The organism is Umezawaea tangerina (assembly GCF_003002815.1).
Taxonomy (GTDB): domain Bacteria; phylum Actinomycetota; class Actinomycetes; order Mycobacteriales; family Pseudonocardiaceae; genus Umezawaea; species Umezawaea tangerina.
The window spans coordinates 29,949-46,949 of record NZ_PVTF01000018.1 but is presented as its reverse complement, the minus strand read 5'-3'; the positions used below and the strand labels follow the sequence as shown (position 1 = coordinate 46,949).

Genomic DNA, 17,001 nt, shown 5'->3' with positions numbered 1-17,001 from the left:
GTGTGCGGGTTCACGTCGTCTCCGATGTCCACGGCAACACCGAGGCACTCGCTCGCGCGGGTGACGGCGCCGACGCGCTGGTGGTGCTCGGCGACCTGGTCGACTTCGTCGACTACCACGACCACTCCAAGGGCATCCTCGGCCAGGTCTTCGGCGCGGAGAAGGTCGGCGTGTTCGCCGAGCTGCGGCGCGGCCCGATGGGGCCGGACGCCGGGATCTTCCTGCGCTCGCTGTGGGGGAGCCTGGACGACCCGCGCAAGGTCGTCGACGAGGCCGTGCGCACCCAGTACGCGGCGATGTTCGCCGCGATGACGGCCCCGACCTACGCCATCCCCGGCAACGTCGACTCGCCCGCGATCTGGCCCGAGTTCGCCCGCGACGGCGTGCACGCGGTCGACGGCGAGGTGGTGGAGATCGGCGGGCTGCGGTTCGGCTTCGCGGGCGGCGCGCTGCTCGCCCGCGGCCAGGTGCTCCCGCCGGACGCCCCGTGGCTGCCGTACCTGCGGCCCGAGGAGGACTTCGCCGACGTGGTGGCGAAGCTCACGGACGTCGACGTGCTGTGCTCGCACATCCCGCCCGCGGTCGCCGAGCTGACCTACGACGTGGTCGCCCGCCGCGCCGAGGCGGGCTCGACCGCGCTGCTGGAGGCCGTGCACCGCGAACAGCCCCGGTGGTCGGTCTTCGGCCACGTCCACCAGCCCATGGCCCGCCGCGTCCGCGTCGGCCGCACCGAATGCGTCAACGTCGGCCACTTCCAACAGGTCGGCAGGCCCTACGCCCTCACCTGGTGAACCCCCGGCGTGCCGACTCCCGACGGCGGAGCCGGAGCCCGCGGAGCAGCGACCGCCAAAAGCTGTAACCTGCTGCGCATGGCCGACGAGTCCACCCAGTCAATCGTGATCGACGCGCCGCCGGAGCAGATCCTGGCGGTCATCGCGGACTTCGAGTCGTACCCGGACTGGGCGAACGGGGTGAAGCGCACCGAGGTGCTCGAATCCCGTGAGGACGGTCGGGCGGCGCAGGTGAAGTTCAACATCGACCAGGGCCCCATCAAGGACGAGTACGTGCTGGCCTACGACTGGGCCGCCGACGGTGTCGGCTGGACCCTGGTCAAGGGCAACATGCAGAAGTCCCAGCAGGGCAGCTACGCGTTGAAGCCCAAGGGCGGCAGCACCGAGGTGACGTACACGCTGTCCGTGCAGCTGGTCGTGCCGATGATCGGCCTCTTCCGCCGCAAGGCCGAGAAGATGATCATGGACACCGCCCTCAAGGAGCTCAAGCGGCGCGTAGAGAACGCTGGATGACGCGCGTCCTGCTCTTCACCGGCAAGGGCGGCGTCGGCAAGACGACGCTGGCCGCCGCCACCGCCGCCCAGCTCGCCGCGGACGGCCGCAAGGCGCTGGTCGTCTCGACCGACCCCGCGCACTCCCTCGGCGACGCGCTCGGCGTCCCGCTCGGCGGCCGACCGTCCGAAGTGGACTCGGGACTGTTCGCCGCCCAGATCGACCCGCGCGACCTCGTCGACCACGCCTGGCACGACCTGCGCGGCCACCTCCGCACGATCCTCGCGGGCGCCGGAGTCGACGAGCTCGACGCGGAGGAGCTGACCGTCCTGCCCGGCGTCGAGGAGCTCCTCGCGCTCGCCGAGGTGCACCGGCTCGCGCACGCGGGCCCGTGGGAGACGGTGGTCGTCGACTGCGGTCCGACCGCCGAGACGCTGCGGCTGCTCTCGCTCCCCGAGGCCTTCGCCGGCTACCTCGAACGCCTCTTCCCGACCCACCGGCGCGTGGTCCGCGGCCTGCTCGCGGGTGTCGCGGGCACGGCCACCGTGGAGAAGTGGGACGCCACCGCCGACGCCCTCGGCAGGCTCGCCGAGCACCTCGACGCGTTGCGCGCGATGCTCACCGACCGGACCGCGACGAGCGTCCGGCTGGTCCTGACGCCCGAACGCGTCGTCGCCGCCGAGACCCGGCGGACCCTGACCGCGTTGGCGTTGCAGGGGATCCGCGTCGACGGCGTCGTCGCGAACCGCCTCGTGCCCGACGCGGGCGCCGAGTTTGGCGAGTCCGCCGCGTGGCTGCGCACCCGCCGCGCCGAGCAGGACGCCGTGCTCGCCGACCTGCGCCGGTCCGCCGAGCTGACCGGCATGGGCGAGGTCGTCCTGCGCGTCGTCGACCACCGCGCGGCCGAGCCCGTCGGCGTGCCCGCGCTGCTCGACGTGGCCGCCCAGCTCTACCAGGGCGCCGACCCGCTGGGCGGCGTCGAGTCGTCCACGGCCCCGATGCTGGTGGTCACCGGCGGCGGTCGCGGTACCGAGGCCGAGTACACGCTCCGGATCGCGCTGCCCCTCGGCGACGACACCGCCCTCGACCTGGCCCGCGTCGGCGACGAGCTCGCGGTGACCGTCGACGGCAGGCGCAGGCTCGTCGCGCTGCCGTCGCTGCTGCGCCGCTGCGTGGTGACCGGAGCCGAGATGGACGAGACGGGTTTGGCAGTCAGCTTCCGCCCCGACCCCAACCTGTGGATGCGGTGAACCCTGTGGCGGACGACAAGACGGCCAAGCTGGTCGAGGAACTGCGGCTGCTGATCGACGTGGCGGCCGAACGCGCGCAGCCGTGGCTGCAGAAGGTCGCCACGGCCGGTGAGGCGACGGGCGAGCACACCCCGCAGACCTGCGGCTGGTGCCCGCTCTGCAACGGCGCCGCCCTGTTGCGCGGTGACCGTTCGGAACTGGCCTCGAAGGCCGCCGAGCACGTGTCCGGGCTGCTCACGGTGCTGCGGATGGCGTTGGGCGAGCCCGCCGCGGCCGCGCCGCCGGAGCCCGCTGCCGAAGAGCCGAGGGTCCAGCACATCCAGGTGGTGCGCCGGAGGTCCGACCAGGGTTCGCAGTGCTGACCGTCGGTGTCGACATCGGCGGGACGAGCGTCCGCGCCGGTGTGGTGGACGCCGACGGTGCCGTCCTGGACATCACCCGCGCCCTGACACCGGGCGACGAGGGACCGCTGGAGGACGCGATCACGTCCGCGGTGTCGGAGCTGGCCACCCGGCACGACATCTCGGCCGTGGGACTCGCCGTCGCGGGTTTCGTGGCCACCGACCGGCGGACGGTGCGGTTCGCACCGCACCTCGCGTGGCGGCAGGCGCCGGTGGCGCAGCGGCTGTCGGAACGCATCGGGATGCCGGTCGTGCTGGAGCACGACGCGAACGCCGCCGCGCTGGCCGAGCACCGGTTCGGCGCCGCGCGCGGGGCGAAGCTCGCCGTCCTGGTGGCGCTGGGGACCGGGATCGGCGGGGCGCTGCTGATCGACGGGCAGGTGTACCGGGGCGCCTACGGGGTCGCGCCCGAGCTCGGGCACCTGAGGCTGGTGCCGGACGGGCGGCCGTGCCCCTGCGGGAAGAACGGGTGTTGGGAGAGGTACTGCAGCGGGACGGCGCTGAGCACGACCGCCGTGGAACTGCTGGCGAAGAACCCCGGTGCGTCGACGGTGCTGGTGCGGGAAGCGCTGAAGGACTCGCGGGCGGTCACCGGGCGGCGGGTGGCGGCGGCCGCGCGGGACGGGGACCCGTTGGCCCTGCGCGCCATGTCCGACCTGGCGAAATGGCTCGGAGACGGGTTGGCGCTGGTCGCGGACGTGTACGACCCGGAGATGGTGGTGATCGGGGGAGGGGTGTCGGAGTCGGCGCCGCTGTTCCTGGACGAGGCGCGGGAGAGGTACGCGGCGGTGGTGACGGGGGCGGGGCACCGGCCGTTGGCGAGGATCCGGACGGCGCAGCTGGGGGACGACGCGGGGTTGGTGGGGGTGGCTACGTTGGCTCGGGAGCTGGGGGATCGGGCGGCTAGGAACGGGCGGAGGTAGGGGGGCGGGGGTTGGTGTGGGGTGTTCCCGTCCCCAGGCGAGGCCTTGGTGGTGCTTTCCGTCCGTCCTTCGGTGAGGTTTGACCGTCGTTTCCCGGCGGAGCCTGGCCGTCGGTTTCGTGGTGCCCACCCCTGGTGAAGCCCGGCCCCCGGCGCGCGATTGTCTCAATGCCCTGCCCTGCTTTGTCAAGACGATAAAGCTGTCTTGACAAAGCAGGGCAGGGCAGGAGGGCGCTGTGTATCGGGGGCAGGGGTAGGTCTGGCTTCGCCAGCATCGGGCTCCGCCCGACAGGGCATCGGACTACGTCCGACAGGGCATCGGGCTCCGCCCGACAAGGCATCCTCGGCTTCGCCGTCGGACGAAGCGGCGGGCGCTCCGCGCCGGATGCGAGGTGGCGGCTGCGTCGGGTCGGTGTTCCTCGCTCCGCGAGGGGCAAGTTGGTGGTGGTGGCTTTGTTTGTTGTTTTTGCTGTTGTTAGAGGACTGCGCCGTCGTCCCAGCCGGAGTCCTGGGGTGGGTCGGGGCGGATTCTGAGGACTAGCCAGCCGACGCCGGCGCAGAGGACGACCAGGGCGGCTGGGACGGTTAGTTGGGTGGAGATGCCGAAGAGTTGAGGGATGAAGAGCAGTGCTACGCCGACGAGGATGACGGCTAGGGCGGCGATGGTGCCGGCGCGCAGCTTCGGCAGTGGTGGGGGTTCTGGGGGGACGAAGTGCTCGTTGTCGTCCTCGTCGTCCGCGTCCGGGTCGGGGGTGGGGACGCGGGGTTGGCCTTCGGGGCGGATGCCGGCGGCCACGGGTTCGTCCTGGGGGTCGTCGAAGTCGGGAGGGTCGGGCCAGTTGGCGCCCATACCGTCCCGTTCGAGGCTGGCGACGATTTCGGCGAAGGCGGCGTCCACGTCCTCGGGGCCGTCGGTCGAGTCGCGTCGGGAATCCATCGGCGTGCTCCAGCCCTCCCGTGTCCGGGCGTCGTCCACTTCCCTGACATCGTCCCACGTCCGCCCCGCGTTCCGGGTCCCGGCAACCGGAGGGATCTGGGCCCGTATCGACCGGGTGCGCGTGTTCGTTGTGCCTTGTGCCGTCGGCTACGTAGGCTGAGGTCGGATCAAGGTCGGTGAGGGAGGCGCTCCCAGCAGTGCTGTACTGGTTGATGAAGCACATTTTTCTCGGACCCCTGCTGAAGGTGTTCTTCCGCCCCCGGATCATCGAGGGCGCCGAGAACATCCCGAAGGAAGGTGGCGCCATCCTGGCGAGCAACCACCTGGCGGTGTCCGACTCCTTCTTCCTGCCGCTGAAGCTGTCGCGGAGGGTGACGTTCCCGGCCAAGATCGAGTACTTCACGGGTACCGGCGTGAAGGGCTGGTTGCAGAAGGCGTTCATGTCCGGGGTCGGGCAGGTGCCGATCGACCGGTCGAGCGCCTCGGCGGCGCAGGGCGCGCTGTCCACCGGCGTGCGGATCCTGCGGGAGGGCAAGCTGCTGGGCATCTACCCGGAGGGCACGCGCTCGCCGGACGGCCGCCTGTACAAGGGCAAGGTCGGGGTGGCCTGGATCGCGCTGGAAGCGGGCGTGCCGGTGATCCCGGTCGCGATGTTCGGCACCGACAAGGCGAACCCGATCGGCTCCCGAATGTGGAAGCCGACCCAGATCTCGATCAAGATCGGCAAGCCGCTGGACTTCTCCCGCTACGAAGGGCTCTCCGGCGACCGGTTCGTGCTGCGGTCGATCACCGACGAGATCATGTACGCCCTGATGGAGCTGACCGGCCAGGAGTACGTGGACGTCTACGCGGCCAAGGCCAAGGAGGACCAGGCCGCGGCGGAGGCCGCCGTGGAGGTGCCCGGCCGGCCGGATGCCAAGTCCGTCGATCGCGTGCCCGAGACGAAGGCGGGCTGAGCGGGCACTTAGGGTGGGCCCGGTGCGTTTCTTCTACGACTGCGAATTCATCGAGGACGGCACCACCATCGACCTGATCTCGATCGGTGTGGTGACCGAGCAGGGCGACGAGTTCTACGCCGTCTCGACCGAGTTCGACCCGGCGAAGGCCGGTCCCTGGGTGCGCAACAACGTGCTCAACCAGCTCCCGCCGCCCTCCGACAAGTGCTGGCGCAGTCGGGAGAAGATCAAGCGCGACCTGCTCGACTTCCTCGGCGGGCCGAAAGCGGCCCGCGACGAGGTCGAGCTGTGGGCCTGGTTCGCGGCGTACGACCACGTCGCGCTGGCCCAGCTCTGGGGTGCGATGCCCGCGTTGCCGCGCAGCCTGCCCCGCTTCACCCGCGACCTGCGGCAGCGCTGGGACGACGTCGGCAAGCCCCGGCTGCCCCAGCCGCCCGCGGACGCGCACGACGCGCTCGCCGACGCCAGGCACAACCTGGCGCGGTGGAAGGTGATCGAACAGGAGCGCCGCAAGCGCGGGTTCCCGGTCGCCTGAGCACAGAATTGTGACCTCGGTGTTGCTGCACCGATCCAGTCCGTGACACGCTTCAAGCTCCGAGGTAGTGACGCCGGGCGCTGGAGCCGGGGCGGCACTCGACCACAACGGTCTTCGAGAGAGATTGGGCGAAGCAGATGCGCATCGGTGTGCTCACTGGCGGCGGGGACTGCCCTGGCCTGAACGCGGTCATCAGGGCCGTCGTTCGCAAGGGCGTCGAGGTCCACGGCTGGGACATCGTCGGCTTCCGCAACGGGTGGCAGGGGCCGATCGAGGGACTGACCAAGTCCGTCGGCCTCGCGGACGTCGAGGACATCCTCACCAGGGGTGGCACCATCCTCGGCTCGTCGCGGACCAACCCGTACAAGGTCGACGGCGGCGTGGACAAGATCCGCAAGGTGCTCTCCGACGAGGGCGTCGACGCGCTGATCGCGATCGGCGGCGAGGACACCCTCGGCGTCGCGAAGCGCCTCACCGACGACGGCATCGGCGTCGTCGGCGTGCCGAAGACCATCGACAACGACCTCGGCGCGACCGACTACACGTTCGGCTTCGACACCGCCGTGCACATCGCGACCGAGTCGATCGACCGGCTGCGCACCACCGCCGAGTCGCACCACCGCGCCCTCGTCGTCGAGGTCATGGGCCGCCACGCGGGCTGGATCGCGCTGCACTCCGGCCTCGCCGGTGGCGCGAACGTCATCCTCGTGCCCGAGCGCCCGTTCAGCGTCGAGAAGGTCGTGAACTGGGTCGAGCGGCGCTTCGAGAAGCAGTACGCGCCGATCATCGTCGTGGCCGAGGGCGCTGTGCCCGAAGGCGGCGCCGAGGTCCTGCACTCCGGCGAGAAGGACGCGTTCGGCCACGTCCGCCTCGGCGGCGTCGGCACGTGGCTCGCGGAGGAGATCGCGCAGCGCACCGGCAAGGAGTCCCGCGCGGTCGTGCTGGGCCACACCCAGCGCGGCGGCATCCCGACCGCCTACGACCGGGTCCTCGCCACCCGCTTCGGCCTGCACGCGGCCGACGCGGTCGCCGACGGCGACTTCGGCGTGATGGTCGCCCTGCGCGGCACCGAGATCGTCCGGGTGAAGCTCTCCGAGGCGACCGCCGAGCTCAAGACCGTGCCCCCGCACCGCCTGGCCGAGGCCGAAGTCTTTTTCGGCTGATCACCGTTTCCCGAAGAGGGCCCCGAGGCGACCCGGGGCCCTCTTCGCGTCTCAGTAGGCGCCCAGGTCCAGGTAGGCGGCGAACGTGCCGAGCCAGTGCTCGGCGGCGTAGCCGTGGCCGAACACGTACCGCCAGCCCGCCTCGCGGTGCGCCTCCGCGGAGGTCAGCGCGAGGTCGCGGTAGCGGTGGCCGGCGGGCAGCGCCTCGGCGACCGCCTGCCAGTTCCACGCCCGCGACAGGGCCAGCCCGGACAGGTGCGAGCCGTACGGGTCGGCGGGGTCGTCGACCGGGACCGGCTCGCGCAGCACCTTCCAGCGCGCCTCGTCCAAGTTCGGCAGGAACGCCTCGAACCACGCGGCGAACTCGTCGGCGTCCAGGACCCGGCGCATCAGGTCGGACTCGACGAGCGCGGGGGACAGGAAGTCCGCCGCGTCCGGCTCGAACCCGCCGTAGCCCACGTCCTCGCGGTGCCACCGCAGCGCTGCCTCGACGCACACCTCGGTCAGCTCCACGTCGTCCACGGCGCGCGCCGCGTCCAGCACCATGCTGGTTGCGAACGCGGTGTTGCCGTGCGTGCCGACGCGCATCGGCAGCCGCGCCGTGCTCGCCCACGTCAGGAACCGGTCGCGCAGGACGTCGGCGAGCGGTGCCAGCGCCGTGGACCACCGCTGCGCGGTCTCCGAGCCCCACGTCTTCAGCTCGGCGTCCAGCACGAGCAGCCACGCCCAGCCGTACGGGCGCTCCCAGTGCTTGCCCCAGGGACCGCGGAAGAACTCGGCCTCGACCTCGCACTTCTCCGGCGTCAGCAACGAGTCCAGCACCGCGACCGCCTCGGCCGAGCCCTCCAGGTCCGGCCGCAACCGGACCAGGCGCACCGCCAGCCACGTCTGGTGGACGCACGAGTGCCAGTCGTAGGACCCGGCGAACACCGGGTGCAACGTCCGCTGCGGCACCAGCTCCGCGTCGGAGCTCACCATGTGGGTCCAGTGCACGGGGTGGTCCCGTTGGACGTTCGCCACAGCGGTCGCCAGCAGCCGTGCCGCCGTACCATCATCCAATCGGGTGGAATTCATAGGTTCATAATGCAGGTGGGGACCGGGTCCGCGCATACGCCGTACGTTGGCTTCCCGACTGCGGAAACCCCCAGAGCGCCACTCGAGGTCGAGCGAATACCCTGTTCACTGTGAACTGGACCGTGGACGTGCCCGTGGACACGCTTCCCGAGCTTCCGCCTCTTCCTCCCGAGATGCGCTCTCGCCTGGACGACGCGCTGGCCCGCCCGGCTGCCCAGCAGCCGGAGTGGCCTGACCCGGAGCAGGTGCGGCGGGTGCGCGCCGTGCTCGAGAGCGTTCCCCCCATCACCGTGCCCGCCGAGATCGACCGGCTGCGCGCGAACCTCGCCGAGGTCGCCCGAGGCGACGCCTTCCTGCTCCAGGGCGGCGACTGCGCGGAGACCTTCGCCGACAACACCGAGCCGCACATCAGGGCGAACATCCGGACGCTGCTCCAGATGGCCGTCGTGCTGACCTACGGCGCCAGCGTGCCCGTGGTCAAGGTCGGCCGCATCGCCGGTCAGTACGCCAAGCCGCGCTCGTCGAACATCGACGCGCTCGGCCTGCCGTCCTACCGGGGCGACATCGTCAACTCGCTGGTCGCGACTCCGGAAGCCCGGATCCCCGACCCGTCGCGCCTGGTCAGGGCGTACGCGAACGCGAGCGCGGCGATGAACCTGCTGCGCGCCATGACCAGCGCCGGCATGGCCGACCTGCACCGCCTGCACGACTGGAACAAGGACTTCGTGCGCACCTCGCCCGCCGGGGAGCGCTACGAGGCGCTGGCCGCCGAGATCGACCGCGGCCTGCGCTTCATGTCGGCCTGCGGCGTGAACGACATGTCGTTGCACACGACCGAGATCTTCGCCTCGCACGAGGCGCTGCTGCTCGACTACGAGCGCTCGCTGCTGCGGTTGGACACCACCAACGACGAGCCGCGCCTCTACGACCTGTCGTCCCACTTCCTGTGGATCGGCGACCGGACCAGGCAGCTCGACGGCGCCCACATCGCGTTCGCCGAGATGCTGTCCAACCCCATCGGCCTCAAGATCGGCCCGTCGACCACGCCCGAGATGGCGGTCGAGTACGTCGAACGCCTCGACCCGCGCAACGAGGCCGGGCGGCTCACGCTCATCTCCCGCATGGGCAACGGCAAGGTCCGCGAGCTGCTCCCCGGCATCGTCGAGAAGGTCACCGCCTCCGGGCACCAGGTCATCTGGCAGTGCGACCCGATGCACGGCAACACCCACGAGGCGTCCACCGGGTACAAGACGCGGCACTTCGACCGCATCGTCGACGAGGTGCAGGGCTTCTTCGAGGTCCACCGCGGCCTCGGCACCCACCCCGGCGGCATCCACATCGAGCTGACCGGTGAGGACGTCACCGAGTGCCTGGGCGGCGCCCAGGAGATCTCCGACGCCGACCTGGCCGGCCGCTACGAGACCGCCTGCGACCCCCGCCTCAACACCCAGCAGTCCCTGGAGCTCGCCTTCCTCGTCGCCGAGATGCTCCGCTCCTGACCCGTTCCGCACAGCGGCCCCCGACAACCTCGGTTGTCGGGGGCCGCTCTACGTCGGGGCACGGGTCAGATGCCCGCGCCGGGCGTCACGACCTGACGCCCTCGGCTTTCGGGCTCGTCGAGTACGAGCTTGATGAGCGCGCACGAGTCCAGGTGGATCAAGACCGCTCCTCGTCGCGCATGTCGACGACGGTCTCCGAGCCGGACGCGTTCCCCGGTGCGCTGGGCCTCGTCCGGGAACCGTTCCGGCAATCGGACATCCCCGTGACGCCTATTGTGCGAACCGGCCGGTGGAATTGACCAAAAGTCAATTCCACCGGCCACTCCTCACGGTGCGATGAGCGTGATCTTCGTGCCCTTGTCGACCTTCGTGTTCGGCGGGATCGACTGGTTGAGCACCTTCGAGTTCGAGTTCCGGTTGAACAGCACCTCGACCTGCAATCCGAGGTCCTCCAGGCTCTTCTTGGCGTCCTTCACCTTCTGCCCCTCGACCTTCGGCACGGTGACCTGCGCCTTGGCCGTGGACAGGATCACGCTGACCTTCTTGCTCGACCCGGCGGGGATCGTCGTGTTCGCGGGGGGATCGGTGCGGACCACCTTGCCGCCCTCGACGTTCCCGGACGGCTCGCCCTTGCCCTCGACGGGTTCGAAGCCGAGGGAGGTGAGCTCGGCGAAGGCCTCGTCCTTGGTCTTGCCGGTGAGGTCCGGGACCGGTTTCGGCTCGGAGCCCTTGCTGAGCACGATGGTGACGGTCGAGTTGAGCTTGACCTCGGTGCCGGGGGCGGGCTTGGAGGTGACGACCTTGCCCTTGGTGACGGTGTCGCTGAAGACGTCGGCGTTCGCGTCGAGCGAGGCCTTCAGGCCGCTCTTCTTGATGTCGTTCTCCACGTCCGCGCTCTCGCTGCCGGGGCGCACGATCGGGACGACGGGCTTGCCGAGCGAGATGTAGACCTTGACCGCGTCGCCGCGCAGCTTCTCCGTGCCCTCGGCGGGGTCGGTGCGCAGCACCTTGCCCTTGGGGACGGTGTCGCTGGCCTCCTGGGTGAAGGTGGACTTGAGCGAGGCGTCCTTGAGCAGGACGACCGCGGTCTCCTCCTCCGCGCCGATGAGGCCGGGCACGGTGGTGAAGCGGCCGCTGCCCATCCACCACGCCGTGACGCCGACGAGGACGGCCAGCAGGGCGACGAGGCCCGCCCAGAGGATGAACCGGCGCTTGTTGCGCTTGCGCTCCTCCTCGTAGACCTCGGCGGCGGTCTTGCGCGGCACCCGCTTCTTCGCGGCCGGTTTCGGCGGCGGGGGAGCGGCGGGCGGCGGCTGGTAGGCGGTGCGGTTGAGCGCCACGGTGCCCTGGGGGCCGCCACCGGCCCCGCCGGGCGTTCCGGGTACCCGGTGGCTGATCGTGGCCGCACCGGCGCCCGCGGCGGCCAGCACGGGCATCGTCAGCTCGGCGGCGGCCGAGTCGCGCGGCGCCTGCACGGGGCGTACCCGGACGGTCTGGTCGTGCTGGCCCGGCGCCGGGGCGGGGACGGCCATCCTCGGCACGCCCAGCGCGGCGCGCACCCGTTCGGCCTCCGCCAGGAACGCCGCCGCGTCGGCTGGGCGCTGCGCGGGGTCGCGGCGGGTCGCGCGCACCACCAGCTGGTCCAGCTCCGCCGGGATGCCGGGGACGATGGTGCTGGGGGCGGGGACGTCCTCGTTGACGTGCCGGTAGGCGACCGAGATGGGCGTGTCGCCGAGGTAGGGCGTGACGCCGGTCAGCATCTCGTAGAGCACGATGCCCGCCGAGTACACGTCGCTTCGGGCGTCCGAAGCGCCGGTGGCCACCTGCTCCGGCGAGAGGTAGGCCACGGTGCCCAGTATCGTGCTGTCGCTGGTCGTGCTCACGCTGGCCACGGCGCGGACCAGCCCGAAGTCGGCGACCTTGACCCGGCCGTCCAGGCCGATCAGGACGTTCTCCGGCTTCACGTCCCGGTGCACGAGCCCGGCCTGGTGCGCGGCGGCCAGCGCCGACAGCACGGGTTCCAGCACGCTCAGCGCGAGCGGGGTGCTCAGCGTGCCGCGCTCACTGATGAGGTCGCGGAGCGTTCCGCCCTCGATGAGTTCCATGATGAGGAATACGTGCTCGCCGCCCGGTTCGCCTCGGTCGACTCCCTGGTCGTGCACGGCGACGATGCCGGGGTGGTGGAGCCGGGCGGCCGCGCGGGCCTCCTGCTCGAAGCGGGCTACGAAGGACCGGTCCGCCGAGAACTGCGGGTCCATCACCTTGATGGCCACGGCGCGGTCCAGGCGTGTGTCCACGCCGCGGTACACGGTGGACATGCCGCCACGGGCGAGCACGCGGTCCACCCGGTAGCGGTGTTCCAGCAATCCGCCGATCACTTTCGTACCAGACCTCTCCACAACTACCGATCGTACGGAGGACGAGGATGACCCGGTTGGCGCAGGGCGTCGAATCAGAGGTTATGGCATCGTGACCCCCGTGAGTGCGATTCCCGCCGCTGCGGATGTATTGGCCCCCGACCTGGAGGTCCTGGACCTCCCCGAGGTCGCCGACCGCCTTGGCCTACCCATCACCCGTGTCCACCAGCTGCTCCGCGACGGGCAGCTGCTCGCCGAACGGCGTGCCGGTGTCCTCGTCGTGCCCGCCGACTTCATCGCGGCGGGCGGAGTGGTGAAGGGGTTGTTCGGCACGATCACCGTGCTGCGCGACTCCGGCTACTCGACCGACGAGATCCTGACCTGGCTGTTCACCGAGGACGAGACGTTGCCCGGATCGCCGATCGAGGCGCTCCGCGGTGACCGCGGCCGCGAGGTGAAGCGCCGGGCCCAGGCGTTGGCCTTCTGACCCGACGTCGGACGGACGGCCCGCGCCACCGCGGCGCGGGCCAGACCGGGTAGCGCGACGGCGAGCCGCCGCGACCTCGGCACGACCACCCGTCGGGCGAACACCTGGTAGTCGGCGGCCACGATGCCGTCCAGGATCTCCCGGTACAGGGTCAGTGCCGTGGTGACGCACGGCCTGGAGACGGGCCGCAGCAGCGCCACGGCCGTCTCGGCCTCCCGGTAGACGGCGTAGGTGTGCGCGGCGAGGTGCGCCAGCGCGCGCCGCACCCGCAGGTCGGACCGGCCGGTGTCCCGGCAGGCCAGGAGCCGGTCGCGGTCCACGCCGAACGCCGTCAGCACGTCCAGCGGCAGGTACAGCCGCCCCCGGTCGAGGTCCTCGCCGACGTCCCGGAGGAAGTTCGTCAGCTGGAACGCGACCCCCAGCGCCGCCGCGCCCGCCTCGGCCTCCGCGCGGGGCGCCACCGTGCCCAGGACGGGCAGCAGCTGCAGGCCGATCACGGCCGCGGACCCGTGCATGTACCGCCCGAGGGCGTCCAGGTCGGCGTACTCGTCGACCTCCAGGTCCATCCGCATCGACGCGAGGAAGTCGGCGAACAGCCCGCGGTCGATCCGGTACCGGGTGATCGTGTCGGCCAGCGCGGCGAGCACGGGGTGGTCCACCGGCCGTCCGGACAGCTGGTCGTCGAACTGGTGTTCGAGCTCGTCGAGCTGCGCCCCGCGTCCCGCCGACGAGCTGGAGTCCACGATCTCGTCCGCCCACCGCGCGAACCCGTACAGGGCGTGCACGGCCGGTCGCTGCGCCGGGGCGAGCAGCTTGGTGGCGAGGTAGAACGTCTTGCCGGAGGCCGCGTTGACGCGCTCGCAGCGCGCGTAGGCCAGCCGCACGGCCGGGTCGGTGACCCCGGCGGCGTCGAGTTCCCGACCGCTCACGGACGCGGCCCGTACCTGCTCGACAGCTCCAGGGGATCGGGTCGGGTGAGGGACACGGCGGCCAGCGCGGACACGGCGGCGGTCAGGGCCAGGTAGCCCCACGAGTAGAGGGCCGTGTCGCCGTTGGGGAACGTGACCAGGAGCAGCACCGACGAGAAGAACACGACGGCGGTGAGGCTGGTCGCGGTCCAGGCGAGGCCCGCGCCGAGGACGAGCGGCCAGCTGAAGTACCAGGGCAGGGTGGCGGGGGAGAGCAGGGCGACGGCGAGCATGGTGAGCGCGGCGTGCCGGATGGCGTTGGGTCCGCCGTCCTCGGCGGCCCGCCACTGCCGCCAGGCGATGTAGAGCAGCAGGAGCGACCCGGCGCCGCGGGCGACGGTCATGAACACGCCCGGCTCGACCTTCACGACCAGGCTGACCAGCGTGTACACGAAGTCGCCGACCGCGCTGGGGAGCGACAGCCAGTTCACGATCGTCGAGGACGAGCTGAGCGCGGGGATCCAGCCCAGGTCCACGCCCGCGACCAGCGAGCACACGGCGAACACGGCGACGAACACCGCGACCCCGCCGCCGATCGCCTTGGCGAGCCGGGCGCGCTGGGAGCCGTCCAGCCGGGCGGCCCAGACCAGCACCAGGAACGGCAGCGCGACCGCGGCCGTGGCCTTCACCGCCACCGCGAGGGCCACCAGGACGATGCCCAGGACGTGGCGCCGGTCGAGCACGAGGAGCACGCCCGCGGCCATCAGGCCGACCATCAGGATGTCGTTGTGCCCGCCGCCGATCAGGTGGACCAGCATCAACGGGTTCGCCCCGGCCAGCCACAGCGCGACCGCCGGACGTCCACCGAGGTGGCGGGTCAGCCCCGGCAGCGACCAGCACATCAGGGCGAGCCCCGCGGCCAGCACGAGCCGCATGAGGACCACGCCGCCGATGACACTGGCGCCGGTCGCCCACACCACGGTCTTGGCGATCAGGATGAACAGCGGTCCGTACGGGGCCGGGGTGTTCTGCCAGACCCAGCTCACGTTGTCGCTCAACGGCGACGGCAACGCCGCCGGACCCACCCGGTACGGGTCGAACCCGTGCAGCGCCAGCTGCCCCTGCGCCAGGTAGCTGTACACGTCCTTGCTGAACAACGGCGGCGACAGCAGCAGCGGCAACGTCCACGCGACGATCGCGATCAGCACCGCGGCGGTGCCGACCAAGCGGTGGTGCACCATCCGCCCCAGCCGCACCCACGCCCAGATCACCAGCCCCAGACCCGCGTACAGCAGCGCTGTTGCCAGGTCGTGGCCGTGCCCGTAGCGGACCCAGCTGAGCGACAGGTCCGTCAGCAGCGGGTCGGTCTTGAGGACCGCGCCCGCGCCCGCGCCGCCGAGCGAGATGAGGGTGACGCCCGCGACCCCGAGCAGGATGGTCCGGATCGGGATGCCGGTCGGTTCCGACGGCGTGCGGGTATCAGCGGTCGGCGCCTGCTGCGCGGACGCGGCGCTCGAGCGGGGAAGGGACGGAGTCGAAGCCATCGCGGCAACATCGTTGCACAGCGCTCGCGCGCCTCGGCACGCGATGGCGGGCACGCGTGACAGGCTTGTAACACCCGTGACGATCCTCGCACGTGAAGATCACCGCGGGCAGTGCCCATGTGGAGTATTCGGACATCGGCCGGGTGCGGTTCGGGACTCCACGATCAGGTGACGATCGCCGTCCGGTTCCGCGCCCGCAGCGCCCCGAGCGGGGTGCCCGCGACCCGTTGCGCGGCCAGCTTCCCGGAGATCAGCACCGGCGGCACGCCCACGCCCGGCGTCGTGCCGCAGCCCGCCAGCACGACGTTCTCCACGCCGTCGACCAGGTTGCGCGGCCGGAACGGACCGGTCTGCCCGAACGTGTGCGCGGCCGAGAACGGGGTGCCCGCGGCGAGCCCCATGTCCGCCCAGTCCCGCGGCGTGACCAGGTGCGACGTCTCGACCGACGCCTCGAACCCGGTCAGCCCGCGCGCCTCCAGGGTGCGCAGCAGCTCGTCGCGGTAGGCGGGGCCGACCCGCTCCCAGTCGACCGGGCCGACCTCCAGGTTCGGCACCGGCGCGAGCACGAAGTTCAGGTGCCGCCCCGGCGGCGCGAGCGACGGGTCGCCCTGGGTGGGCTGGGTGACCAGCAGCGACGGGTCGCTCATCAGCCGACCGGTCGAGGTGATCTCGTCGAACGTCCGGTCCCACGCCCCGCCGAAGAGGATCGTGTGGTGCGCCAGCTCCGGCCACGTACGGGTGGTGCCCGCGTGCAGCACGACCGCCGAGGGCGACCAGCGCACCGCGCGCGGGCGGCGCGGGGCCTTGCCGAGCAGCCGGTAGGCCACCGGCAGGTCCGGGGTCAGCACCACCGCGTCGCACGGGATCCGCTCGCCCTGGGTCGTGCGCACGGCCGTCACGCGGCTGCCGATGCGCTCCAGCCAGGCCACGGTCGTGCGGTACCGGAGGGCGGCGCCCGCGTCGGCCACCGCGCCCGCCATGGCGTCGGGCAGGGCCCGCATGCCGCCGCGCGGGAAGTGCACACCCGCCACGGTGTCCATGTAGGCGATCACAGCGTACGCGGCGAGCGCGCGCCGCGGCGGCACCCCGGCGTAGAGGGACTGGAACGAGAACACCCGCTGGAGGCGCTCGTCGCGCAGGAACCGGGCGATGGACGGCCCGAGCCTGCCGAACCCGCGCAGCGCGGCCAGCTTCGCCAGCGACGGCCCCAGCAGGTCGGCGGGGGAGTCGAAGTTGGCGCCGATGAACGAGTCCTTCTCCACCCGGTACAGCTCGGTCAGCCAGGTGCGCAGCCTGCGGTAGCCCGCGGCCTCGTCCGCACCGGCGAAGCGCCGCACCTCCGCCTCCATCTCCTCGGCGTCGGCGTGCACGTCCAGCGACGTGCCGTCGGCGAAGCGCGCGCGGTAGGCGGGGTCGACGGGGACCAGGTCGAGCCGGTCGGCCAGCGACTCGCCGACCGCGGCCAGCGCGTCCTCGACCAGCTCCGGCATGGTCAGCACGGTCGGCCCGGTGTCGATCCGGTAGCCGTCCAGGTCCAGCCGCCCCGCCCGGCCGCCGGGGGTGGCGTCGCGCTCGACGACCGTCACCGACCGGCCCGTGCCCAGCAGGTGCAGCGCCGTGGACAGGCCCGCGAGTCCCGCGCCCACCACCACGACGTGGTCGGTGCGGCCCGGCAGCACCCTCAT

15 protein-coding genes and 1 pseudogene are annotated in these 17,001 nt (G+C 71.8%); 10 read left to right on the top strand and 6 right to left on the bottom strand.

The window, feature by feature from the left end; genetic code table 11:
• Window positions 1–2 precede the first annotated feature (2 nt).
• From CLV43_RS41175 to CLV43_RS41155, 5 genes are all read left to right on the top strand, one after another.
• Window positions 3–791: a metallophosphoesterase family protein gene (locus tag CLV43_RS41175; RefSeq protein ID WP_106195471.1), complete on the top strand. Its 789-nt coding sequence runs from the start codon at window positions 3–5 to the stop codon at window positions 789–791.
• Window positions 792–869: 78 nt separating this feature from the next.
• Window positions 870–1,304, top strand: a complete 435-nt coding sequence (locus tag CLV43_RS41170; protein WP_106195468.1) for an SRPBCC family protein — start codon at window positions 870–872, stop codon at window positions 1,302–1,304.
• Entirely contained in the window at window positions 1,301–2,533 is a 1,233-nt protein-coding gene (locus tag CLV43_RS41165; RefSeq protein WP_106195465.1) for an ArsA family ATPase, read from the top strand. Before CLV43_RS41170 ends, CLV43_RS41165 begins: the two co-directional genes overlap by 4 nt.
• Before the next feature lie 5 nt (window positions 2,534–2,538).
• Window positions 2,539–2,895, top strand: a complete 357-nt coding sequence (locus CLV43_RS41160; RefSeq protein ID WP_245887403.1) for a hypothetical protein — start codon at window positions 2,539–2,541, stop codon at window positions 2,893–2,895.
• Window positions 2,889–3,857 (top strand): ROK family glucokinase, encoded by a 969-nt coding sequence (locus tag CLV43_RS41155; protein ID WP_106195459.1) that lies wholly within the window; start codon window positions 2,889–2,891, stop codon window positions 3,855–3,857. The genes CLV43_RS41160 and CLV43_RS41155 overlap by 7 nt, the downstream gene beginning before the upstream one ends.
• A 474-nt stretch (window positions 3,858–4,331) precedes the next feature.
• Here the strand turns inward: CLV43_RS41155 and CLV43_RS41150 are convergent, their stop codons facing one another.
• Window positions 4,332–4,793 carry a hypothetical protein gene (locus tag CLV43_RS41150; RefSeq protein WP_106195703.1) on the bottom strand — a complete coding sequence of 154 codons (462 nt, stop codon included), beginning with the start codon at window positions 4,791–4,793 and terminating at the stop codon, window positions 4,332–4,334.
• Between the two features lie 197 nt (window positions 4,794–4,990).
• On the opposite strand from CLV43_RS41150, the gene CLV43_RS41145 reads away from it, so the two are divergent.
• The 3 genes from CLV43_RS41145 (at window position 4,991) to CLV43_RS41135 (ending at window position 7,447) form a co-directional block, all read left to right on the top strand.
• Entirely contained in the window at window positions 4,991–5,749 is a 759-nt protein-coding gene (locus tag CLV43_RS41145; protein WP_106195457.1) for a lysophospholipid acyltransferase family protein, read from the top strand.
• A 22-nt stretch (window positions 5,750–5,771) separates the two neighbouring features.
• Window positions 5,772–6,284, top strand: coding sequence for a polyadenylate-specific 3'-exoribonuclease AS (locus CLV43_RS41140; RefSeq protein WP_146175113.1), 513 nt, complete (start codon window positions 5,772–5,774; stop codon window positions 6,282–6,284).
• Window positions 6,285–6,421: 137 nt separating this feature from the next.
• A complete protein-coding gene (locus CLV43_RS41135) occupies window positions 6,422–7,447 on the top strand; it encodes a 6-phosphofructokinase (RefSeq protein WP_106195451.1) in 1,026 nt (341 codons plus the stop codon).
• 51 nt (window positions 7,448–7,498) lie between these two features.
• Here the strand turns inward: CLV43_RS41135 and CLV43_RS41130 are convergent, their stop codons facing one another.
• Entirely contained in the window at window positions 7,499–8,506 is a 1,008-nt protein-coding gene (locus tag CLV43_RS41130; protein WP_170156240.1) for a DUF2891 domain-containing protein, read from the bottom strand.
• A gap of 125 nt (window positions 8,507–8,631) precedes the next feature.
• On the opposite strand from CLV43_RS41130, the gene CLV43_RS41125 reads away from it, so the two are divergent.
• Entirely contained in the window at window positions 8,632–10,020 is a 1,389-nt protein-coding gene (locus CLV43_RS41125) for a class II 3-deoxy-7-phosphoheptulonate synthase (protein ID WP_106195445.1), read from the top strand.
• Between the two features lie 326 nt (window positions 10,021–10,346).
• On the opposite strand, the gene pknB is transcribed toward CLV43_RS41125, so the two are convergent.
• Window positions 10,347–12,419, bottom strand: coding sequence for a Stk1 family PASTA domain-containing Ser/Thr kinase (pknB, locus tag CLV43_RS41120; protein ID WP_106195442.1), 2,073 nt, complete (start codon window positions 12,417–12,419; stop codon window positions 10,347–10,349).
• Window positions 12,420–12,498: 79 nt separating this feature from the next.
• Here pknB and CLV43_RS48225 point away from each other — a divergent pair, with 79 nt between their 5' ends.
• Window positions 12,499–12,864, top strand: a complete 366-nt coding sequence (locus CLV43_RS48225; RefSeq protein WP_211304808.1) for an Rv2175c family DNA-binding protein — start codon at window positions 12,499–12,501, stop codon at window positions 12,862–12,864.
• Between the two features lie 38 nt (window positions 12,865–12,902).
• Here CLV43_RS48225 and CLV43_RS41115 read toward each other — a convergent pair.
• The 3 genes and pseudogenes from CLV43_RS41115 to crtI form a co-directional block, all read right to left on the bottom strand.
• A pseudogene (locus tag CLV43_RS41115) lies at window positions 12,903–13,793 on the bottom strand (phytoene/squalene synthase family protein); the annotation flags it as partial.
• Complete coding sequence (mptB, locus tag CLV43_RS41110) at window positions 13,790–15,316, bottom strand: polyprenol phosphomannose-dependent alpha 1,6 mannosyltransferase MptB (protein WP_146175112.1); 1,527 nt, start codon at window positions 15,314–15,316, stop codon at window positions 13,790–13,792. The pseudogene CLV43_RS41115 and the gene mptB, both read right to left, overlap by 4 nt.
• 164 nt (window positions 15,317–15,480) lie before the next feature.
• Complete coding sequence (gene crtI, locus CLV43_RS41105) at window positions 15,481–17,001, bottom strand: phytoene desaturase family protein (protein ID WP_106195436.1); 1,521 nt, start codon at window positions 16,999–17,001, stop codon at window positions 15,481–15,483.

Coding starts and splice junctions, on each gene's coding strand:
- CLV43_RS41150 (WP_106195703.1), bottom strand. CDS start 4,793: ATGGATTCCCGACGCGACTCGACCGACGGCCCCGAGGACGTGGACGCC.
- crtI (WP_106195436.1), bottom strand. CDS start 17,001: ATGAGGGTGCTGCCGGGCCGCACCGACCACGTCGTGGTGGTGGGCGCG.
- CLV43_RS41165 (WP_106195465.1), top strand. CDS start 1,301: ATGACGCGCGTCCTGCTCTTCACCGGCAAGGGCGGCGTCGGCAAGACG.
- mptB (WP_146175112.1), bottom strand. CDS start 15,316: ATGGCTTCGACTCCGTCCCTTCCCCGCTCGAGCGCCGCGTCCGCGCAG.
- CLV43_RS41135 (WP_106195451.1), top strand. CDS start 6,422: ATGCGCATCGGTGTGCTCACTGGCGGCGGGGACTGCCCTGGCCTGAAC.
- CLV43_RS41170 (WP_106195468.1), top strand. CDS start 870: ATGGCCGACGAGTCCACCCAGTCAATCGTGATCGACGCGCCGCCGGAG.